Origin of the sequence: Paenibacillus sp. LK1 (assembly GCF_002750415.1) — a bacterium.
GTDB lineage: Bacteria > Bacillota > Bacilli > Paenibacillales > Paenibacillaceae > Paenibacillus > Paenibacillus taichungensis.
The window spans coordinates 230,126-254,760 of record NZ_PEII01000006.1 but is presented as its reverse complement, the minus strand read 5'-3'; the positions used below and the strand labels follow the sequence as shown (position 1 = coordinate 254,760).

6 protein-coding genes are annotated in these 24,635 nt (G+C 49.6%); all 6 read right to left on the bottom strand.

All coding sequences use genetic code 11. The features are described 5' to 3' along the window. Positions 1–29 precede the first annotated feature (29 nt). From CS562_RS15725 to CS562_RS15700, 6 genes are read right to left on the bottom strand one after another with little or no spacing between them, the layout of a single operon-like run. Entirely contained in the window at positions 30–1,349 is a 1,320-nt protein-coding gene (locus CS562_RS15725; protein ID WP_099857005.1) for an aspartate aminotransferase family protein, read from the bottom strand. Positions 1,350–1,364: 15 nt separating this feature from the next. After that, complete coding sequence (locus tag CS562_RS15720; RefSeq protein ID WP_099857003.1) at positions 1,365–2,330, bottom strand: ACP S-malonyltransferase; 966 nt, start codon at positions 2,328–2,330, stop codon at positions 1,365–1,367. After that, entirely contained in the window at positions 2,327–3,478 is a 1,152-nt protein-coding gene (locus CS562_RS15715) for an acyl-CoA dehydrogenase family protein (RefSeq protein ID WP_099857001.1), read from the bottom strand. The genes CS562_RS15720 and CS562_RS15715 overlap by 4 nt, the downstream gene beginning before the upstream one ends. After that, positions 3,475–3,732, bottom strand: a complete 258-nt coding sequence (locus CS562_RS15710; RefSeq protein WP_079350544.1) for an acyl carrier protein — start codon at positions 3,730–3,732, stop codon at positions 3,475–3,477. Before CS562_RS15710 ends, CS562_RS15715 begins: the two co-directional genes overlap by 4 nt. Further along, a complete protein-coding gene (locus tag CS562_RS15705) occupies positions 3,729–7,793 on the bottom strand; it encodes a beta-ketoacyl synthase N-terminal-like domain-containing protein (RefSeq protein WP_175383293.1) in 4,065 nt (1,354 codons plus the stop codon). The genes CS562_RS15710 and CS562_RS15705 overlap by 4 nt, the downstream gene beginning before the upstream one ends. Next, on the bottom strand, positions 7,783–24,627 hold the full coding sequence (locus CS562_RS15700; protein ID WP_099856997.1) for a hybrid non-ribosomal peptide synthetase/type I polyketide synthase: 16,845 nt from the start codon (positions 24,625–24,627) through the stop codon (positions 7,783–7,785). Before CS562_RS15700 ends, CS562_RS15705 begins: the two co-directional genes overlap by 11 nt. Positions 24,628–24,635: the final 8 nt, after the last annotated feature.

Genomic DNA, 24,635 nt, shown 5'->3' with positions numbered 1-24,635 from the left:
ACCTAACCACTCTCCTTGTTGAGCTATCGTCAGATCAGTTCGTCATAAAGCTCTTTCATCTCCGCCAGTGCGGCAGGAACACGCTCGCTGAACCAGGCAACATCCTTCATCTCCAACATAATATTTGGGTACATCCGCGAGAGCGTTGACACCAGAATGCCATGCTCGGCAAGCTTGCCATTCAACAAAATATCAAAAGACATTAATTCAAACGTATACTCAGACGTATCCTGAAGCGGCTCTGTACAGCAGTGATAAGAAGCACAGCCCGGAGGACCCTGCACAACCAGCGGGAGTCCGGCCTTTGCTGCTTCCCGGCGGAGCACATCATGAATCATCTCGGCATGACGGTTCATGATGTCCATGGCCTGTCCTCCCTTGCGGCCAAGCATCTCCAGCGTTGCCTTTACTGCAGCCGTACCCAGCGGGTACCCATTAAACGTCCCCGCATGGATTACTTTTTTATCCACGAGCAGCTTCATGATTTCCGACTTTCCAACCAGTGCTGATACTGGCACGCCGCCACCAGCGATAGCCTTCCCAAGCGTCGTCAAATCTGGTGTAACACCGAACAGCTGTTGAGCCCCGCCCAGTCCCATACGGAATCCAGTAATAATTTCATCAAAAATGAGAACAATCTGATAATCGTTACATAGCTGTCTCACTTTGTGCAGATAGCCTGGAGCAGGCATCACTCCGCCTCCATTGACACATACAGGCTCCATGATGACGGCTGCGATATCATCACCTTGCTGCCGGAAAAGTTCCTCCAACCGTTCGGCGTCATTCCATGGCAACAGATAGGACTGTGACTCCATGGCATCTCTTGCCCTTCCTTTCGTTCCCTTCATGTCGCCAGGATAGTCGGAAGGAACCGGCAGACCTGTACGTGCGGTCTTGCCGCCCATAATATTATCCGCATTGCCATGATAGTGGCCTTCGAAGCGAACAAAGCGGTTTTTCCCTGTATATGCTCGCGCAAGTCGAAGTGCATTCTGAACAATCTCTGTGCCGGATAACCCGAAACGAATCATCTCTGCCGAAGGTACGTATTGATGGATTAATTCCAGCGCCTCTGCATCCAGATCACAATGACTCACGGACAGAACACGATCAATGGTATCTTTCAGACACTCGTTATACTCCTCATTGCCATGACCTACAATCAGGGCACCAAACCGGGCATACAGGTCCAGATACTCGTTACCATTCATGTCCGTCACTCTGCTTCGGGAAGCATGCGTGAAATGGAGCGGTGTTTCTTCCCACGGGAGATGAAAATTATAATGCACGCCTCCGGGCAGCCTTTGCTTCACCCGCTGGTTATAATCCGACATGTCTGTAATCATCCTGCCGTGCCTCCTTTATGTATTGCTTTGAGTGATGGTTTCACATAGCTGAACCAACGTGGATCGGTCTTGCGGATTGTCTAAGGAATAACCGGCAGGCAGTGCTGTATTCTCAGCTACCATGTTCCTGATACTTTCCCCTGGACCAACATCGATCCATACCGTTGCCCCCAATTGATGCACATGTGCCAATGCCTGATTCCAGCGAATCGGTTGCAGCAATTGATGACTGAGCACCTTAGCGATGTCTCCAGGCCCCTGAATCAGTTCTCCATGCACCGTGGAGCAGATTGAAAATCGGGGTGTGGAAAACGTTATTCCGGCCAGCAGCTCATCAAGCTCAGGCTGAATAAACCGCATCAGCTCGCAGTGATAAGGTGCGTCTGCTTTCATGGGCATCATGCGGAAAGGGATGAATTCCCCGCTAGTCTGATCTATGTTGTCATCCAGCAACCGCAGCCCGTTCGCGGTACCCGCAACGACGAATTGTCTCGGTGAATTGTAACCGGAGATGGTCACATAATCCGTTTGACGTATGTTGTTGACCATTTCCTCGAGCTCTGCCTGGGTTATATCCACCACAAGTCCGGCTCTGCCTTTTTGTTCCTGAATCGCACGGTGCATTAATTCGCCTCTTCTTGCCGTGAACCGAATCGCATCGGCAAACGGCATCGCTCCCGCGGCTGCGAGAGCCGAAATCTCTCCCAGGCTGTGACCGATCGCGTAGTCGGGAACGAGTCCTGTACTGCGAACAAATGAGTCGAAGAGTACATAACTTGCCGTCACGACAGCAGGCTGGGCATGCACTGAGTCTGTTAGTTGCTCCAGCGTTCCTTCCATAATCAGCGCTCCCAGATCATAACCAAGAGCTTCACTCGCCTCGGCGAAAATGCGTTTTGCCTCTGGCTCGTTGTTCAGCACATCACGGCACATTCCGATATACTGGCTCCCCTGTCCGGGAAATAAGACACAGATCGTCATACTCCACCGCCGCGCTTGTAATACGCCTTTAGACCGTAATGCGAGATCATCTCCTGCTGCATCTGCGAAGATCCTTCGATAATTTCCAGAATCTTCGCTTCCTTATACAGCCTGGATACGGGGTATTCATTGCTAATTCCGTTTGCACCATGGACCTGGAGCGCATCATTTGCCACTTCCACAGCAATTTTGGAGGTGAAATATTTGGCAATGGTTGTTTCCATAACAGCCTGAGGGTCCCTGGCTTCTCTGAGCTCGGCTGCCCGCAAACATAATGCCCTTGCGGCATGGACTTTCGTTACTGCATCTCCAATCATGCCGCGAATCAGTTGAAAGTGATGAAGTTTCTGGTCAAACTGCTTTCGCTTTCGCGAATAAGTAACCATGGAATCAAGTGCTTCCTGTGCAATGGCCAATCCGGCCCAAGCGATGCTGTATCTGCCCTGGTCAAGCGCACCGGTAACAATGTATTCGAAGCCTTCATTTAGCCGTCCAATGATATGACTTTTGGGTACACGTACCTCATGCAGCTCAATCTCGGCCAATCCGGTTTCCCCGCCCACCATGACGCCTTCAATGGGTTTGGTCAGTACACCATCAAATTTCCGTTCCACCCAAAAAGCCGTACTTCTTCCGTACTTTGACGCAATGATGATAAACACATCTGCCAAATGCCCGAACGTAATCCATTTTTTGGTCCCGTTCAACACATAAGCATCGTCTTCTTCGCGCCACTCTGTCTTCACATTTTTGGCATCCGAGCCCACTTCCGGTTCAGTGAGGCCAAAGGCTCCAATCCATTCCCCGCTTACCAGCTTGGGCAGCCATGAAGATTTTTGCTCTTCCGTTCCAAAACGAACCAGAGTTTCACTTACAAGTGACGTATGTACCGTCAATAAACTGCGTACAGCCGGGAGAGCCTTGCCAAACACTTCTGTCAACTGTCCATAAGACCTCGGTCCAAGGCCCAGACCGCCATATTCAGTCGGCACAGAAGCCGCCAGGTAGCCTTTTTGGGCCATGGCCCGGATCAATGATTCGGGGATGGCTTGCTGTTCCTGAATCTGCTGAGCATAGGGACGAATCTCGCTGGCAGCAAACTGCTCAGCCTCGTGAATAATCTCTTGTTGCAGATCCAGTTCAATCATTCAACTACCCCCTCTTGAAGAAGGGATTCATGGAGATATGAGGCAAATTCAGCAATGGTTTTGTATTCAAACAAAGCTACCGGACTGATATCCACTTGCAGGTGCTTGCGCGTACGATTAATAATTTTGAGAGCCTGTACAGAAGAGACCCCAATTTTCAGAAAGTTCATCTCTTCATCAATGTCCTCCGGCTCCTCATTTAGTGCGGCAGCAATTTCGCTTTTCATAAACAGTACGATTTCTTCTTTTGTCATATCATGACCTCCGTTCCCTGATTCACATCGACCCAATGGACATGCGGCTCGAATGGATGTGATGGCAGATGCACAATCTGTCCCGAACCATCCGGGTGCAACTGTTCCCAATTCAAAGCAGCACCAAGCACATATAGCTGTCCCAGCAAGGATGCAAGCTGTTCCTCCACAGCGAGTAAATCCTTGTTGGATAAATGAATCCATTGCTCCTTGCCAGTGCAATCTGCAAGCCCCGCAGTCTGATCCGAAGGATTTGCAGCAATTGTAATGACGATGTCGGCCTTTGCTGGCTTGCTGGACGAATTTTGAGGATGGTCCAACCTGGCAACAAGTTCTTCTCCCGCCTCTATCCCGCGAATCTCATGGATAGAAGGCACAAAGCGGGTGAGCGTTTCAATCACGCTTGTCCAATAGGTCGCGTCAAGTGCAGCCTGATTTCCTACCACTATCGTTACACGAGCAGCACGATTTCTTGACTTGAAACCAAATTGTATGTCCTCCAGATTCCACTCCCCGGTTGAGCGAACCATGACTGCTGCACGATACCGATAATGCCTTCTATACCGGTTCCGAGTAAAACACAGATCTTCCGCATGCAGATCTTCATGTTCCGACACAAATTGCTTGGTGTTATGAATCAGCTTCTGCAGAGCCTGCTCTGTCTTGGCTGAAAACGTTAATAACTGTCCGCGCGCCGGACCCTCTGTCCGAACGGACGCTTTCCACTCTTCCAGAACAATGTGAGCATTGGTTCCTCCAAGCCCGAACGAACTAATGCCCGCTTTGCGTGTCTTCCCTTCCGGAACGTCCCATGACCGATGCTCACTGACGATGTGAAAAGGCGATTGTTCCAGCCTGAGGGCCGGATTGGGCTTGTCCATATGAAGACTTGGTGCCAATTCGGCATGCTGCATACTGAGCAGAACCTTGGCCAGACTGGCACCGCTGGAAGCTGCAAATAAATGCCCTATGTTCGTTTTGACGGAACCCAAGCCTATGGAAGTGGTATTGTTGTACCCTTTTTCCTGAAATAACCGAAGCAAGGCGTTCACCTCTATCGGATCACCGATTCTCGTACCGGACCCGTGTGCTTCAATATAAGATATCTCGCTCGGGTTCAGATTGGCGTCCCGGTAAGCGGAGCGAAGCACCTCGTATTGTCCTTGAGGATTCGGGGCCATAATGCCCAGAGAGTAGCCATCATTGTTAACCGCTGTCCCGCGAATCAGGCCATAAATATGTTTATTGGCACGAACTGCCTCTGTTAGCGGCTCCAGGTATACAACCACTGCACCCTCCCCGATCACTGAACCATCGGCCTCTCGGTCAAAGACCTTGGTATGTTTCGTGGATGAACAGATTCCAGCATGGCGGGATAACTGATGTACATGCGGTGAAGCCAGAATGGTTGCTCCCCCTACAACTGCACCGGAAATTCGCTTTTCCTGAATGGCTGTAACGGCTTGCGTCAGTGCTACGAGAAAGGACGAGCAAGCTGTGTCGATGGCAAGGGCCGGACCTGTAAAGTTATACAGGTGTGAAATGGAAGCCGCAGCAATATTGGACATATTGCCGACCATCGCATGGGAATGGACTTCCTTTCCATCACTTTGATTCATATAGTCAACGACCAGATCGAAATAGGTGCTTGGGTTAATGCCCACGTATACACCCACATTGCGCTTATCCTCCTGATCCACAAGCATGCCCGCATCTTCTAGAGCTTCGTAAGAAACTTCGAGCAGTTTGCGATGCTGTGGGTCCATAAATGTGGCTTGTTCCGATGGAATCTCGAAGAACTCATGGTCAAAGGTATCCGGTTGTTTGAGTTCCCCAATCCAGTCATCCCAGTCCAGCCGCTTAGAACGCATCGCACGATCGGCGCTAATTCGGTCAACACTATCAAGCCCCTGAACCAGGTTGTTCCAGAATTGCTCCGGAGTATCCGCATCTGGCAAACGCAAGGCTAATCCGGTAATGGCGATAGCACGATGTACGTTCAGATGATTATCCGCTCGCACAGCCTGTTCACTTGGCTCTGTTTCCGCAGGAAGTTCCTGTAGATACTCCACCATCTCGCGTACAGTTCTGCAAAAAACAAGCAGTTCCTGACCCAGTTCACGCCCAATAAGTGCAGACAGTTTATCAAGCAGCTGGTAGGACAGAATGGAGTTGCCTCCTAATGCGAGGAAAGAAACATCCGTCGTAATCTGATCCAGGGGAAGCCGGAGCGTTTCCGCCCAAGCTTCACGTACCGTTTGTTCCAATGACGCCGATGCAATCCCCTCGAACTGCTGCTGTTGTCTGTTTTGGAAAATCAGTTCTTCAATAACCTTAATATCCGTATCAAATGCTCCGGACTCATATTCGTTTCTGAGCATGAAACGCTGGACCTTTCCGCTGGTCGTCTTCGGTATCACCTTAATAGGGAGAACATGAGTGATTTCAATACCCAATTCGGCTCTCATCCGGTGAATCAAATCCTGACGCACCTCCAGAAACTGTGGAACAACCGATTTGTATTTCACAAATACTAGCAGTTCCTCCACTTGTGAGGCGTTGTTAAAATGGCCTACTACCGTCAGGTTACCTCTCGGAATGCTTCGATTCTGGTATAGAATCTCTTCCAGATCGTGGGCATAATGATTCTGTCCCCGAATAAAGACGATATCCTTGATTCGTCCGCTGACAACGAGCGAGCCGCCGGCCATGAAACCCAGGTCGCCTGTCCGCAGCCACCCATCCACATATATTTCACGATTTACGTCCGGAAGGTGGTAATACCCGGATGTTACCGATTCGCCGCGAATCTGAATTTCGCCAACGACACGCTCATCCAGCACTTCCCCATGCTCATTCGCAATCCGAATCTGAATGCCGGTCATCGGATACCCTTCATGGACAAATTCAATCACATCCGTTGGTTCGCTTTCCGTGATATTAACCGGAACTGCAAGCCCTTCTTGCACGAGCCTTGCACGAGAGATTCGTTCGATGCGCGGCTCTTCCCCCAGAATGGAAGTACATACACCTACAGTCGCTTCAGCCATGCCGTACGCAGGAAACATCATGTCCCGACGATAACCGCAAGCTGCGAATTTCTGAACAAAGCGCTCAATTACTGCCGTGGATATAGGTTCCGCACCGTTCAGTGTCATACGAAGTGAAGACAGATCAAGTGTTCCGAGTTTCGAATCCGGAATCTTCTGAACCATCCATTCAAAACCGAAATTGGTGCAGCAGAACCATTTCCCCTGATGCTCCGTAATTTTTCTCAAAAACAGATAAGGCGATCGTACAAAAGTATAGGGAGACATAACCATAATGTTAGCTCCGCTCAAGATAGGGGTGAGATGCTGTCCAAACATCCCCATGTCATGCGTATGAGGCAGCCAGGTAAACACGTTGTCTCCTTCTTCCGCCCCAAGAAATGTCTTGCAGGCAATGCTGTTCGCAATAATATTGTGGTTCGTCAACTGAACCCCTTTGGGAATGCCTGTACTACCTGATGAGAATTGCAGAAATACAATATCATTGGGTGCTGTGGTACACGCCTTCGCCGGATTTCGGGATGCCTTGAGCTTGTTCACACTGATTAACGAAAGGCCTTCAAATACCGCATTGTTCGCGAGTTGACTATATTTCGGCATGTATGCTTCCTCAACGATCACAACCGGACGCTCCAGAACCTCCCAGACTTTCGTGAATTTGTCCAGACCGGCCGAGCCTGGTTCCCAAGCTGCAGGAGGACTCACAGGGGCGACAACAATGCCGCCCAGCATACAAGCCCAAAACGTACGGTAAAATTCCTGGGACTGATCTATTTCCAAAATAACGACCTGTTCTTGCCTGATGCCCTGATCACGGAGGCCCTGCAGGTACAGGCGTGCCTGAATCAGCAATTCCGGATACGATTCAAACTGTTCGTCACCTGAAGAACTGATATACGTGATTCCCTTTTCGGGATGAACCGCTGCAATATATATTAGAAGCTCAGCCACAGTCGAATAATACTCCGGCACAATCAGTTCGGGCCCTCGTTGTATGGATTTACTGGACATGCTGCACCTCCACTGCCTCATTATGAACTTTCACTTTCACATCGCTGCCGATCTGCTGGTGAATAAGCTGTTGTAAACGCTTGGTATCCAGCCCGGCTTGACAAGTCAAATGAACATACAGATACTCTTCGTCGTAATGAATGACCCATTCAAATTGAGCTAGAGCTGAAGAAAGGTCATGCTCGTCCGATGTTTCCAACATCGGAACCGCCTCTCGACTGGAGATGAAGCCCTGATAATTGAACAGAATCAAATTCCGATGTTCCTGGTCTGCGGTCTTCCGGTATGCTGCTCCCAAGTGTTTCTGAATGACAGCATAGTCCGCTGAAACAGGAGCTTCTTGGGCAAGTGCCATAAAATTGATATGATGTCGTTTCACCCAATCCAGTTGTTTGATCAGGTCTTCCTGAGTAAAATCACGGCCTACAAGCACCGGGATCAGATCGAGGAATTCACCCACATGGTTGTAAAAGGACTGCTCGCCGTATTCCCTGCCGTAATGCACCAGAGCAACGGGCAACTGGTTTACATCTAGATAGGTTGCAATAATGTCAGCAAAGGATCGGAAACTTGCCCACCAATCATCGACATTCTCTTTCCCGGCACGCGGTAATTCAACCATTATCGATGAAGATTGCGGACGTTCTGTTTCCTGGAGCTTGTTGGTGATGCTGCTGTTGCACTCTTCCCACAATCGGAGTGAAAATTGTTGTTCCAATTCATTCTCGTCCACCCCTGCCGGTCCATTAGACACCAACCGTACGTAGTCCTCATACTTCAGAACATTGTATGGGTGAACAGTTTCGAACCCTTGCTGGATATTGAATGCCTCCAGCTCCAGCTGTTGTTTGATAATCTCCGCACTCATGCCATCAAACGCCAGATGATCAAAACTCCAGAAAAACTTGTGCTCCCTGTTTCCTGTACGCAGTATACACAGACGCCAAGGCAATTCATTCAGATTGTAAATCTGGTGCAGCAAGGTCTGTGCCAATCTATGCTCCAATCGTTCCAGGGTAGCCTGAGCGTAATGACGTGTATCCAGATACGGTATCAATTGTTGCAGCATATCGGCGGCTAACGACAGATCACACTGATGCCAGTTCAATGTATCTGTCTCGTATATGATGCTGTGCAGCAGTTGATGCCGGGCTACCACCCTGAGGATCAATGCTTTGACCGCCTGTTCGTTCAAATCGCCTTCAAGTGTAGTTATAAATCCGCTTGCTCGTGAAGTTGCAGAAACATGTGCCTGTTGGATTGGAGAGAGTGGGAAACGATCAACGGTGGTCGTGCCCGCCATGAAGGATGAAACCTGATTACAGCTGTTTATTACATGCAGGACCAGGCTGTCCAGTTGATTCTCATGTAGTGGGATGTCCTGTGGAATGGTAATGGGGGACTGAATTTGCAGGCTTTCTTCGTACAAAACGGACGCTTGAGGACGGATCTGTACCAGATTGACAAGCCCTCGAACTGTCGGATATTGGAATAATTCGTTTACCTTGATGGCAATTCCTTCTTTTGACAAAATTTGAGTGAATGCAATCGCCTTCAGCGAGTGCCCCCCGCTCTGGAAGAAATGATCTTCCATGCCAAAAGCCGGATTTCCCAAAACCTGACGCATGGCGTCAAGAATAGTCCGCTCCACCCTTGTTCGGGGTGATTTCTCTTCGTTAAATACCGATGGAACTTCTTGCATCTCCGATAAGGCTTTTCGGTCCACTTTGCCATTTGCATTAATCGGCAGATGGTCCAAACGTTGAATCTGTGCCGGCACCATATATTCAGGCAGCCGTTGTTGAAGCTCTCTTCGAAGTTCCTCCGCATGAATTACAGTATGGGATTCACAGGTGTAATAGGCTGTGATATAGAGACTGCCCGACGCATCGGCAGCTGTCATGACATACGCATCCCGAACACCCGCAAGGCGTTCCATGCAGTTGGAAATCTCCGACAACTCAATGCGAAAACCTCTGATCTTGACTTGAAAATCAGCGCGTTCAATGAACATCAAACTGCCGTCCACCAAACGTTTGACAATGTCCCCTGTCTTGTACATCCGCTCTCCCTTTCGGAAAGGATCGTCCAGAAAGTGTTTGCTTGTAAGTTCCTGACGATTGAGATAACCGATTCCAACAGCGTCCCCACTGATATACAGTTCACCAGGAACGTTGGGTGGGACAGGTCTCAGACCATCATCCAGAACATATAGTGCGGTATTCGATAATGGATATCCTATAGGCAAAGAACCTGAGTAAGGCTCCATTTGTTCAAGTAAATGGTAGGAGGCAAAAAAGGTTGCTTCCGTTGGTCCATATCCGTTCAACAATTTGCCCGGCCCCACTACTGCGAGAGCTTTGTTGGCATGACTCACTGATGCAGCCTCACCGCCAAACATAACTCTGCGCACATTTTTCAAACATTCTGCATCCCAATCCACCAACAGATTGAACAACGAGGTTGTGATGAAGAATACCGTTATTCGTTGTTGGCGAATGACGTCAGCCAAGCTGGTCATATCCAGAGTGACCTCTTTTGAGATTAGTACAAGCGTTGCCCCATTTATTAATGAAGCGAAGATATCGAAAATGGAACCATCAAATGCATAATTCGAGATTTGCAGAACGCGATCTTCAGGCACCACGGTCACAAAGTTGCTGGTTTTCATCACTTTGATCACATTGCGATGACTCATCACCGTACCTTTTGGAGTTCCGGTTGATCCTGATGTATAGATGATATAAGCCGGGTCAAGAGCCGTAATCCCCATATCACCTGTATCGTTGCCTTCCATATCGTTCTCAAGTTCTGTCATCGACGGCGAGATGAACCCTTCCAGTTCATCGGCAGGCACAATACAAGGTACCACCGACTGCCAGGTGACGGCATACTCTCTCTCCGTTAACAGAACGGATGCACCGCTATCCTTTAAAATAAATTCGATTCTCACAGGCGGCGAAGCAGGATCAATCGGGACATAGCTGCAGCCAGCTTTGAGTGTAGCAAGGATGCTGACCATTTGGATCGGTCCACGGTCCAGGATCAGAGCAATACTGGAGCCCGATTTCACACCTTCGCTCATCAATCTGGAACTCAGCCATTGGACTCGTTGATTCAAATCAGCATAACTCCATTCCGCGTCTTCCCAGACTAAAGCTGTTTGCTGACCGTTCAACCGAACCTGTTCTTCAAACAACTGAGGAATGGTTGCATCTCGCGGATACTCAATGGCATTATCATTCACTCCATATATCAGCCACTCTTCCTCTTCCGGTAAAGTTAGGCTGATCTGACGAATTCGTTCCACATCACTTGTAGTCATTTGGGACAAAATATACCGGAATTTATCCAGCATCAGCTGCATGGACTCTGCTCTGAACAGGTCCTTGCGATATTCCAGTTCCACCGTGTAGTACTGCTCATGTTCGGCCACTGTCCAGGTTTGATCAAACTTGGCCTCCACACTGCCCTCCATCCATGGTACAAATGTCAATTCACCCACTTCAGGATCAGCCGTCCCCATGTTGATATAATTCAGCACGACATCAAAAAGCGGATTACGACTGGTGTCACCAAATAAACCGAGCTGTTCTACCAGCGCCTCGTACGGATATTGTTGATGTGCATAACAGGACAACAGCTTATCACGTACCCCTTGCACGTAATCCACGATGGACAGTTCTTCGTGCATGCTTGTACGAATGGCTAACATGTTAACAAACATTCCAACAACACTGTCCAGTTCGGGTTGTTCACGGCCCGCCACCGCTGTACCAACAACCAGATCGTCCTGGGCTGTGTACTTCCAGATCAATACGTTCAGCGTTGCCATGAACAGCATGTACGGTGTAATGCCATGTCGGGTACAGAATTCGTTGACCTGCCCGCTCAACAACTCATCCAGTGCTATTGAAAGTCTGTCTCCCCTGTAAGATGTAGCCTCATGTCTCGGGTAATCGGTAAGCAATTCGAGTGGTGTCGGGATATCCGTAAATTGCTGCTTCCAGAATTCTGCATCTTCAGCTGATACACCATGCAGCGTACGCTCATGAAGCCATTCCGCATAATCCTTATATTGGATATGAAGTGGTTCCAGAGCCTCTCCCTGGTACATGCGAGCAAATTCCTGCATCAGAATGGCAATAGAGCTCTGATCGGAAATAATGTGATGCATGTCGATAAACAAGATGTGCTCGCGGGTTGAAAGGCGAGCGAGTTTCACACGAATTAATGGTGCACAGGTCAGATTAAAGGGCTGAACCCAATGCTGCACATGCTCTATCGCCATGCTCTCCGATTCCAGCACTTCCACGACCTTTGGAACCTGATCCTCCACGATCTGAAAAAGCTCACCATCAACCATTTCAAACCGGGTGCGGAACGATTCATGCCGCTGAATCAGAGCATCCATTATCGTCTGGAACTGAGCAATGTCCAACTCGCCATTAATTCTGTAAAAGCTCGCCAGATTATACGCCGTACTCTCCCCGTTCATCCACTCATGCATCACGTACATTCTTCGCTGAGCAGAAGTCGTCTTGTACCTATCCTTCTGCTTCACAGGCGGAATGGAATTCATTGATCCGTAGTTGCTTGCAGATTGATGCTCACTAATCCATTGCACCATCTGGGCAAAACCAGAATGTTCAAATACATCGTCCAATCCTGAATGCAGTCCAAAAACTTCCTTTATGCGTGACACTAGAGATATCGCCTTCAACGAGTGCCCCCCAAGCTGGAAGAAATCATCTTCGGGATCAACTGAATCGCAACCAAGCAATTCCTGCCATAACTGCAGCAAAGCAGCCTGTATCTCGTTCTCAGTCATCGAAAATCCTGCCGCTGCAGACAAAGAGGATTCTACAGCTTGTTCTGAACTTGCTGCCGCCTGCGGCATACCTGCAAGTTGGTACAATGGAACATCATGTTTATGGGGAATCGGATCAAAGGAGTAGGTTGGCAAAGACATGATTCGTCCCCGATCCGTTCCGTATAACTGTGCCCAATCCAGCTCAATGCCGGAGCACCAGCAGGAGCCAAGCATTTTCATGAAGTATACATCCGCCTCAAGTGAACCAGGACGATTCTCCAGTAGAGAAATGACATTTGATGTCGAGTACACGTTCTTGAAGCTTTGTATCTTATCCTGCTGCGGACTTACCGTGATCCAGAGCAGACTCCTGTCACCTGCACTCTCTGAAAAAGACTCTCGATTCTGTAAAGGAAATAGCATTTCCCTTGAACAAAGTGGTCGAATCCTGGACACAAGGTCTGCTGCATATTCATCTGTCAGTCTTCCTGCCAATCCATCTGACAAGGCGCCTTCCTGCCATGACCAGTCTTCCTTACCGTATAAAAGAGGAACGGCGTGTACTGGTTCAAGCGCACCACTGATGACCAGGCCAACCAGTTCACCAACACCCTGTCCGCAAACAGCATCCGGTTGGATACCGAACTGCATGACCGTCCTGAACAGTGCGTACTGTACAACAAAGCAATGCATACGCTCTAGCCCGGAATCCGTTAACGGCCGTCCCATGCCCTGGCGAATCGCATACTGTTCCTTGGACTCAAAAAGGCTCAGTATCTCTTCAAAGTGCAGTTTGAACGCCTCCGAGGGCTGACTGCGATACACGGAAGCATACAGCTCCCGAATTTTGCGTGCTTCCCAATTTGCAGTTCCGTCGAGGTCGAATATCACTTTCGGCCTTCCCTCCGCTATGCTTGCTCGAGTCTCATAGTCGCCAGCCTGCCCCCTTGGCGGGATATAACCATCTACCGCAACCATCACCCTTCGGTGTTTGAACCTGCTTCGGCCCTTCTGCAAGGTCCATGCGGCATCGGACAACTGCTCCGGCATGGTATGGATGGCCTGCAAAACCGATTCATACGTTCGTTCCAGCGCTGTTTCGCTCTTGGCCGAGAATGGCAGCAGCTGCACGGACTGGTAATTGACATGTCTTTCCTGAACAGGTGGCTGCTCCAGGATCACATGAGCATTCGTCCCGCCGATTCCAAACGAACTGACTCCCGCACGCAGAACCTGCGCCGGATTGCTGAAAGGCTGCGCTTCCGTATTAATATAGAAAGGACTGTGTTCCAAGTTCAGCATCGGATTGGTTCGCTGCATGTGAATTTGGGGTGGAGCGACCCGGTGGTACAGCGTCAACACGGTTTTAATAAAACCCGCTACACCTGCTGCCGCATCCAGATGCCCGATATTGGCTTTGACAGAACCCAAAGCACAATAATTTTGATCTGCCGTTCCCCATGACTGCCGGAGCGCTTCAATCTCAATCGGATCACCCAATTTGGTGCCTGTTCCGTGCGCTTCGAGATAGGAAATCTCACTCGGAGCAATGCCCGAACGTTGAAGTGCCGCCTCAATCACTTTAACCTGTCCGGCAACACTTGGTGCCGTATATCCAATTTTGTCCAGACCGTCATTGTTAATGGCCGAGCCTTTAATCACGCCGTAGATATGATCTCCGTCCCTGAGCGCTTTACTGAGCGATTTAAGCACAACCATTCCGCATCCGTTGCCTGACACGGTACCCGATGCTTGTTCATCGAACGGTCTGCAATGTCCGTCCTTGGAATAAATCATGCCTTCATGCCAGAGATAGCCTTCTCTGAGCGGATAGGAGATGGAGACCCCTCCAGCAAGTGCTACATCGCATTCTCCCCGGATCAGTGATTCTGCTGCCTGATGGATGGCGACGAGAGAAGTCGAACATGCGGTCTGTACCGCCATGCTGGGCCCTGTGAGATTTAATTTGTGAGATACCCGGGTTGTAATATAATCTTTCTCATTCAGCGTCATGGCTTCAAAAGCTTGCAGCAGATTGCCCGAGCGACCGAGAAACTGTACCATCCATGGCAAACTCAGCCCGCTGCCTGCAAACAAACCTATGGAACCTTCATAGCTATACGGATCACATCCGGCATGCTCAAGCGCCTCCCAGGAACACTGATGCAGCAAACGAATTTGCGGGTCCATAATATTGGATTCCTGCTGCGGATATTCAAAAAATTCGGAATCGAAGAATTCGGTATCCTGCAATGCCCCCTTGGCTCTGACATAATCCGGATGTTCAAAACTATCAGGCCGGACGCCTGCATCCGTCAGGTCCTTCTCTGTCAGACGGGTGATGCCCTCCTTGCCTTCCATTAAATTTGCCCAGAATTCATCAATACTTCTCGAACCAGGGAAGTGTCCGGCCATACCGATGACAGCAATATCTGACGAAGCTGGCGTTACAGCGGCTTGCTTCGAAAGAACCGGGGGTTGCTGCTCGAAAGCTTCCTGCTCTCGTGACTCCAGCCTCGCTTGTTCCGTTTCTGCCTGGTTCAACTCGTAAGGTGCCGAACTGCTTGCCAATTTTACTTCCTCAACTTGAGCTCCCATAGCAAGTTCATGAGCATGACTCATCTGGATCGATGGTGAAACGGGTGAGGCCACTTGCCCGGACATAAGATGTTCAACCAATGATGCGATGGAGGAATGCTCGAACAGCTGCACCAGTGGAACACTTTGGTCCAGATACGTATTCAACCGGTTATTGATCAAAATCAGTCCCAGTGAATTGCCGCCAATGTCAAAAAAGTGATCATTCACGCCAACGTGATCCACGTTGAGTACTTCCTTCCAAGCTCCCACAAGCATTTGCTGCAAAGCTGCTTTTGCCTGTTCCGCCCCCTGAAGAGATGCGCTGTATGCCGGGAGTGCACCAGCCATATGCTTCGCCTCTTCATCAGCCAGGTGCAGCGCGCTGCGGTTCAGTTTGCCGTTAGGCAGCACCGGCAGCTTGTCCAAACGAATCAAGCGGGACGGCATCATGTATTGCGGTAGACGCTCTCTTAGCCATGAACGAAGCATGGCATCCCCCTCATTGCCCATCAGGGCAACCTCAGGCTTCAGACTGTAAAACAGAATGATTTGCAGCTGGTGCGGCTCGTTTCCTTCGGTTTTGACCACAGCTTCCCTGATCAATTCATGAGCCATCGCTGCCTGCTCAATTTCATTCATTTCAATTCGGTAACCACGAATCTTCACCTGCTGATCCAGCCGTCCCAACAACTGAATCTCTCTATCTGGCTGAATGCAGGCGAGATCACCTGTACGATACAAACGACCACCGAGTACATTGGAATTCGCGATAAATCGCGCTTCCGTCTCTGCTGGATTGTTGAGATAGCCCCGAGATAACCCTTTACCTGCGATACACAGTTCACCATAACTTCCGTGCGGCAGCATGGCACCTTGCTCATCCACAATATAAACTTCTGTATTGGCAATCGGATTGCCGATGGTAATGCTGTCCGGGTCATGCAGTTCCTTCGTTGTTGACCAGATGGTTGTTTCCGTTGGGCCATACATATTAAAAACTCTTGCCGAACTGAGTCGCTTCAGATCAGACAGCAGTCCCGCGGGAACCCGTTCACCTCCGGTAAGAATACACTTCAGATTGCCCAGTCCTTTGGCAAAATCGGTATTTTCAACAAATGCTTTGATACGCGACACTGTACTGAGAATATGTGTAACGCCATGTTCGCGAATGCGGAGCGAAGCCAGAACAGGATCAAGCTGCTCCTGCTCATCGGCAAGATAAAGGGAATAGCCTGTGCATAAAGGCGTCCATACTTCAAATCCAAAGATATCGAAGGAAATGGTCGTTACACTGATTACGCGGTCGGTCTCCTCTGCAAAAATGCCTCTGCTCCGGATATCCTCGACAAAATTAACCATTGCTTCATGCGTAATCATGACCCCCTTGGGTCTGCCGGTCGATCCTGAAGTGAAGATGACACAGGAAAGGTCGGAAGGCAGGACATCCACATGGGGATTGAGGGATGAACGCACGTCAACGACCATTGGATCATAGATCATCCGTACGCCGTCAAAAGCGACGGTATCCTCTTCCCCGGAAGTGCATAACACCAAGTTCATCCGGCTGTCTTCGATCATGTTCAAAATCCGCTGTTCCGGAAAAGCCGGGTCCAGAGGTACGTAAGCTGCTCCTGCTTTCAGCACGGCAAGCAGCATAATAATCAGCGCCTCATTACGCCTGGACATTATGCCTACAGGTTCATCCCTGCGGACGCCCTGATCCAGCAGCTTCCATGCCAGCGTGTTTGCCTTCTCATCCAGTTCCCTGTACGTAAGGGCAGCTCCTGAGGCAGTTAACAGCGCGACTTTGTCCGGCACAAGCTTCGCCTGCTGTTCAAACAAACTGTGCAAACCGAGCGTGTAATCATATATCAAATGCGGGCCAACAAGCGGATGCATGGCGGGTTCCCGAGAATGGGAGTTTTGCTCCAGCAGCTCGCTCACAGACAGATCCGGCTGCTGAACAACCAGCTCACACAAGCCGATGAAGTCCTCCATGAACTTTTGGATGGTTGTCCGTTCGAACACATCCAGCGAAAACTCCAAATATCCTTCCATCACTTGCTTCTCCCTGTTTTCCTGACAGGTCAGCAGCAGATCATAGGTAGACGTCCCCGTCTCCACCGGGAGAGAGCTGAAGAACAAACCGTCAAGCTCAAGTCCATGCAGCTCCATGTTCTGATAATCAAAACAAACGTCAAATATTGAATTTCGATTGAGCTCTCGCTTGGCACCCAACTGCGTCACAAGTTCATTAAACGGATACTCCTGATAAGCAAATGCGTCCAGTGTGTGCTGCTTGAGTTCGCGCAGAAAATCACTATACACACGCCCACGAGCTGGAAAGTTTCGCATGGCAAGCATATTGACGAACATCCCTACCGTCTCTCTGATCTCCTCTTGCAGCCTGCCCGCAACAGGCGTACCTACCACAATATCCTCCTGCCCCGTGTGCTGTGCAAGGAGCAGATTCCATACGCTAAGCATCACCATGTACATCGAAGATTCGGAAGAAGAAGCTAGCTTGTGCAGGCGCTCTGTCAACGAAGGGCTCAGGGTGAAATGGAGACGTTCCCCTTTCATGGTTCGCTGCGAAGGACGTGCATGATCTAACGGAAGCTGGAGGGCAGGCACCGAAGGGCCCAGATGTTCCAGCCAGAACGCCTGATGCGATTGGTAACCCTGTGAAGCAAGACGCTGCTGCTGCCATACTGCGTAATCCTTGTACTGCAGACGGGCAGCACATTCTCCGCCGAAATACAGCGTATTGAAATCACGGGTGATTATTTCGACAGATGTACCATCTGCTATGATATGGTGGATATCAAAGAACAGCAGATGCTTCCGCTCGCCAATTCGGATCAGGTCCACCCGCATAAGTGGCGTCTGCTTCAGATCAAATGGACGAATCAGTGACTGAATCAACGATGTTACCTCTTGATCGTTCGCCAATTCCTTTTGGGCATAACCCATCTCCAAACGTGCGGATGGATGAATCAACTGAACGACCTGATCCCCCCGGATCTCAAATGATGTTCTGAGAACTTCATGCTGCTGCACCAGCTTCTCCAGTGCGGCTTCGACCTTCCGGGGATTCAAGTCCCCTTCAATGATGGTTGCAGATGGCAAGTTGTAAGCTGTACTGCCTGGATCAAGCATGGCCTGAGTATACATACGCATCTGTGCGGGAGAGATCGGGTAAGCCTCCATCTTAGCCGCAGGATGAATCGTTTGCTGACCTTGCAGATTCAAGTCCGGTTTTGCCAATTCATAGATATGCTCAGCTAACTGAACAGGTGTAGAATAGTTGAATACATCGGCAACCTCAGGTTGAATGCCTGTATATGAGCGGATGGACGCCGACAGGCTGACGGCTTTGAGGGAATCGCCTCCAACCGCGAAGAAGTTAACGTCTTCTTCCAGATCCTCTATGCCAAAGATCGTTCGATATGCCTCAAGCACTACCTGCTTTAACTGGTCTGGCCCACCATTATAGACTTCCCCTGCTCCTGCCAGTGGCGCTGAACGCCCTGCCTGTTTCCGTTCCGAAACCATCCGTTCGTTTCTGTTTCCTATTCGATCAGATATCGATGTCTCCGAAAGTGAAACACCCACAGGATAGAATTGCTTTTGGAATACATATGTCGGCAATGAGCATTTTCGGCGTATCATCTCGCCCTTGAGCACCTTCCAGTTCAGCTCAATACCTTCGCACCATAATTCGGCGAGTCTTCGACTTACATAAACATGGTCTTGCTCTGATTCCTTCACGTGACGCAGCATGTTCAGCACGGTCTGAGAATCACGTGACCGTGTATGCTGTCGGACAAAGGAACTCAACGTTCGCCCTGCTCCAACCTCAATCAACACGGCACGATCATCCTTCAACACTTCAGCCAGATTCGCTTCAAACAGTACTGGTTGCAAAATGTGCCGGGACCAATAGTCATGACTCGTAATTTCATCAGAACGGGCCCATGTCCCACTCGTATTGGACAACAACGGGATCGCTGGTTCATGAAGCGAGTGCTCTGCCAGATAACGTCCAAACTCGGTGGCTGCGCGGTCCATCATTGGGGTATGAAACGCGTGAGAAGTTTTGACACGAACACATTTCCAGCCCTGTCTTTCTGCCTTGGCTTCCATTCTTGCAATAGATGCTGCCGTTCCGCCCACCACACAGGAGCCTGTCGTATTAACAAGGGCCAGCCAAACATCTTCGTCTTGTTCCAGTTGTAACTTCACCCGTGCTGCATCCGCCATAATGGCGAGCATGACACCTGGCTGCTGCTGCTGCATCAAACGTCCGCGGAGACGTACCATCTGAACGGCGTCTTGCAGCTCGAATACTCCGGCTACAGCTGCTGCAGCCAATTCTCCAATGCTGTGCCCAATCATGCCATCCGGACGAATACCCAGATCCAGCAGTGATTTAGCCATGGCATAACCGGTCATAAACAACGCAAACTGGCTGTACTCCGTCTGGTTGATTCGTTCAGGCTGCTGATCGCCATATACAACGGACAGCATATCTTCCCGTTCCTCCGCAGGAAGCAGATCAAGAATCTCCTGAATATAACTTCTGAACAGGGGAGCTATGCCGGACTGTTCCGCAGATTTGTACAATTCTGCCCCCATGCCCTGATACTGACTGCCCTGGCCTGGGAACATAAAGAATACAGGACGGCTGCCTTGTGGCGATTGATGAACCACACGTGCTTTCTGAAGCTGCTGTAGCAACTTTTCAGGATGGTCCCTCCATGTCTTGTCCACAACCAACGCCTTGCGATATGCAAAAACAGATCGACCTGTCTGGAGAGTCCAGGCTGCGTTAGAAACCGATGTTTGCGGCTGCTCCAGTAGATGCTCCATGATCCGTTCAGCCGTGCGATTCAGCGAGTGCTCTGTTTTAGCTGAAAAAAGCAATAGATTAACATCATCATCCGGACTGCAATTCTCCATCTCGGGTGCCTCCTCCAATACCATGTGAGCGTTCGTGCCCCCCACACCAAATGAATTGATTCCTGCCCGCAGAAGCCCGTCGTTGGCCTGTTTCCAATTCACCCCGTGTGCATTGATTTTGAAAGGTGTATTTGAAAAATCAATCTTGGGGTTTGGCTTCTCGTAATTGGCTGTTCCCGGAATATACCCTTGTCCCAGGCTAAGCGCGACTTTAATCAAACCTACAACTCCAGCCGCTGTATCCATGTGCCCTACATTGCCCTTGACCGACCCAAGATAACAGAACTGCTTCTGATCCGAAGCAAACGCACGAGTTAACGAATTCACCTCGATTGGATCACCGAGCAGCGTTCCTGTACCGTGGGCTTCGATATAACTCACCGTTTCCGGATCCACTCCGGCTACCTTGTAAGCATCCTGAATCACTTCGGTTTGGCCGCTCACGCTTGGAGCAAGAAAACTGAGTTTCTCCTGCCCGTCATTGTTAATGGCTGATCCCTTGATCACGCCGTAAATATGATCTCCGTCGTGCAGCGCATCGCTCACCCGCTTCAGCACCACGAGTCCCATGCCATTGGAGAAAACCGTTCCGCTGGCATCTGCATCGAATGGGCGACAGTGACCGTCGGCTGAAAACATCATGCCATCCTCGTACAGGTAGCCCCCTTCATTCGGAAGCTCCACCGTAATTCCACCAGCTACAGCCACATCGCATTCCCCAACAATGAGCGATTGGCACGCCAGATGAGGAGTAACCAGTGAAGTGGAGCATCCCGTCAGTGCGGTATAGGCCGGACCTTTCAAATTAAGCTTGTACGCCATTCGGGTCGCGAGAAAATGATTGGTGCTGAGCGTAAAAGCTTCGTACTTGCTGCTATAGTTTGCATCGTTATAGAGCACCTGACGATACCATTCAAAATCATCGGAACCGCCCAGGAAAACGCCCACTTTCCCTGCCTCATCCGGTTTGCAGCCCGCATCCTCCAGTGCTTCCCATATTCCCTGATAAAGGAGTCTGAACTGCGGTGACATCATCTTGGCTTCCCCTGGTGTGTAGTCAAAGAAGCCGGCGTCAAACTCATCAATACCGTTCGCACGGCCTTTGGCCTTGACGTATCGGGGAGAACGTAGCAATGTTTCATCCACGCCAAGCTCTCTCAATTCCTCGTCACTATAAAAATGAATACTCTCGCGCCGTTCAACCAGATTGCTCCAGAACTCCCGTATGTCCTCCGCGCCCGGCACATTCACGGCCATACCCACGATAGCAATGTCTTCCCGCTGGATGCCTGCCCTGCGTTGAAACATCTTCTCCCGTTCAGAAGGCAGTGTGTAGACTTCTTCAGCCTGTTCCTGAGCTGCAAATTGACGCAGTGTTGGACATTCAAAAAAGCGGGGAACGGGGAAATCCACATCTGTATAATGCTTGAGCTTATTGTGAGCCTGAATAACGGAAAATGAATTGCCACCCAAATCGAAGAAATGATCATCCCTGCCTACTTTTTCAACGCCCAGCACCTGGGACCATACCGCAGCCACAATCTTCTCAAGTTCAGTGACCGGAGCGGCATAAATTGTACTGGAAGCGTGGGTATGTGTCATATCCGCCATAAGCGCATTCCGGTCAATCTTCCCACTGCTATTCAGCGGAAATTCAGACTTATGTATAAATACGGATGGAATCATATACGCCGGCAGGGAATTGGATAAATGCTCTCTTAACTGGGATGCAGGGAGTTCCTGCTCTGACAGATAATACGCACATAGCAAGCCCGGTCTGCCCTCAAACGATTTCATGACCACAACGCTCTGAATAATTCCCGGATAGGATGACAGGCCATTCTCAATTTCTCCCGTCTCCAGTCTGGCTCCCTGAAATTTGACCTGAAAATCAATGCGACCCAGATATTCGATTGTTCCGCTGGGGAGCGAACGAACCAGGTCACCAGTGCGGTACATATACCTGAAATACTCCGGGTCTTGCCCTTCTTCATAAAAAGGATTGAGGACAAACTTCTCATGAGTCATCTGTTCCAGATTAAGATACCCACGGGCAAGTCCTACTCCGCTTAGGCACAGCTCCCCGGGAATACCGACAGGCTGAAGGCTGTTATCACTGCCAACGACATACCATCTTGACTCATTAAGCGGGAAGCCGATCGGTACAGTACCTGGGCCTTCATAGTTGCTTAATGCATAATGCGATACCCAGATGGTGCACTCTGTCGGGCCGTATACATTTTCCAGACTTGCCCGTATACCCAGCTTGTTGTATTTCTGAATTATGTCCGGTGTAACAGCCTCTCCGCCAACAAAGACCCATTTCAACGTTTCAAGTGGCGATAGGTCTGAACGCAGTTCCATCGTTTCCAGAAAAAGACGGAACAGGGTAGGGACAAAATTGATATGGGTTACCTGATGTGCCGCAACGGTGGACGCAATACGGGAAGGATCTTTTTCTGCTCCAGGCTCAAGGATACTTAAGGCACCTTCTCCCATAAACCAGCCGAACAGTTCCGTCGCGGAAACATCAAAGGTATAAGCCGTTTTCAGCAAATACACATCATTGGCCTGTACCGGAAAGCGCCGCTCCAGATCAAGCAGAGTGTTTACTACGCTGTGATTCTCGATCATAACTCCCTTCGGTTTGCCTGTTGATCCCGAGGTGTACATGATGTAGGCAAGACTATGCGGGTTGAGTTCATGTCCGGGATTGGAGCAATCTCCTGTGTAGGCATGACCATCTGCCGTGTATATAAAATGTACATCGAGCAGTTTGTCCTCTTCTTCAGGCTGGATGGCCAGCACGATCGATATGCTTGCATCCGCTACAATATAGCTCTTTCTGGAGAAGGGATAGGCCGGGTCCACAGGGACAAAAGCACATCCTGCTTTTAACACAGCGAGCAAGGCAATCACCAGATCTGAGCTGCGGGGCATTTGAACGCCGACTGCTTCGTTATCCCTGCTCTTTCGCGCCATGATCTGATTGGCCAGTTGATTGGCTTTGGCATTGACCTCCGCATACGTCTGATGTTGGCTGCCTTCCAGCAGAGCAACGCGATCCGGAAATCGTGCAACTTTCTCATGGAATACATCGATAATATGTTGCGGGATGTACGGGAAATAAGCAGTTTGATTGAGCTCGTGAAGCAGGGTCTCTCTTTCCTCCTGCATCAGCAGACTGAACTCACGGATGGACTTCTCAGGAGAGGCTGCCAGCTGTTCAAGCAAATAGAGGAACCGTTGCCCCATACGATTCATGGAATCGGCATGGAAGAGATTTGATTTATATTGAAGCTTCAATTGTGTACCTTGAGGTGAGCGATACAGGATTACCATCAGATCACCAGGAAAAGTAACCTGGTCCTGTTCCAACATATGCGTTCCAAAAGCATCTTCTTCTTCGTAGGAATCATAGACAAAGGAGATATCAAACAACGATGGTGATCCAGGCCGAGCCTGTAACATACTGTCCCTGACGATGAGGTTGTTCGGGTAACCGATATGTCTATAAGTCTCCATCCAGGTTGCGGCTACTTGTTGCAGCAGAGGTGTTAGCGTGGATTCGGGGTCAAGGTGAAATCGCATAGGCAGCATATGGACAAAACAACCGATCGTTTCTTCCAAATCCATCCCTGGCCGATGTGAATACGGGGAAGAAAACGTAATATCCTGTGTACCCGCATATTTATTCATGAGGATTGCAAAGGCGCCCATAAAAAACATAAATACGGTTACTTCGTTGTCTTTGGATACTTGCGTAATATCCGTCATCAGCGATTCCGAAATGTCAAAACGCAATTCATAGCCCAGTCCCTCTTGCGAAGCGCCTGCCGGATAATCATGCTGTAACGCCAGGGGCTCTGCCCCATTCATCTGGCTCATCCAGTAAGCCTGTTCCCGGTTGTACTGGTTGTCTTGCAGTTTCTGATTTTCAGCTTCAACGTAGGAGATGAATCCCTCATCCTGTTTTACGTCCACGGGCTGTTCCAGCAGAAGGCATGAGTACAGATGAATCAGTTTGTTTTTAAATAGTTCAAGCGAAATCCCGTCACAGATCAGATGATGGATACACATGGTCAGGATATGCCGATTTTCGTCCATCTGAATAACCATCATGCGGAACAGAGGTCCTTCCTCCAAAGAAAAAGGAGTTCCGATGCATTCCTCGATCCATGCCTTTAACTGCTTTTCCTTCAGATCCTCTTGCTTCTCGTCGCTCAGATCCCGGAAAACAAACTCAGGATCCATTTCTTCATGAACAGTCAGCACCGGTACATCACGTTGTATCTCAATCCGGGCACGCAGCACCACTTGTTCATACATGAGCAATTCGATAGCCCGATGAAACATATCTAATTTCAATGGTTTAATTTGTATCGAAGCGGAGATGTTATACGAAGCAGGATCGTTCATTTGGCAATCGAAATAGATTCCTTTTTGCGTTTCAGAGAGTTCAACGGTTTTTCGGTTCATCGTGACCA

What these genes read in the sequence shown, in the direction of transcription:
- CS562_RS15700 (WP_099856997.1), bottom strand. Translation starts at nt 24,627, where the DNA reads ATGAACCGAAAAACCGTTGAACTCTCTGAAACGCAAAAAGGAATCTAT.
- CS562_RS15725 (WP_099857005.1), bottom strand. Translation starts at nt 1,349, where the DNA reads ATGATTACAGACATGTCGGATTATAACCAGCGGGTGAAGCAAAGGCTG.
- CS562_RS15705 (WP_175383293.1), bottom strand. Translation starts at nt 7,793, where the DNA reads ATGTCCAGTAAATCCATACAACGAGGGCCCGAACTGATTGTGCCGGAG.
- CS562_RS15715 (WP_099857001.1), bottom strand. Translation starts at nt 3,478, where the DNA reads ATGATTGAACTGGATCTGCAACAAGAGATTATTCACGAGGCTGAGCAG.
- CS562_RS15720 (WP_099857003.1), bottom strand. Translation starts at nt 2,330, where the DNA reads ATGACGATCTGTGTCTTATTTCCCGGACAGGGGAGCCAGTATATCGGA.
- CS562_RS15710 (WP_079350544.1), bottom strand. Translation starts at nt 3,732, where the DNA reads ATGACAAAAGAAGAAATCGTACTGTTTATGAAAAGCGAAATTGCTGCC.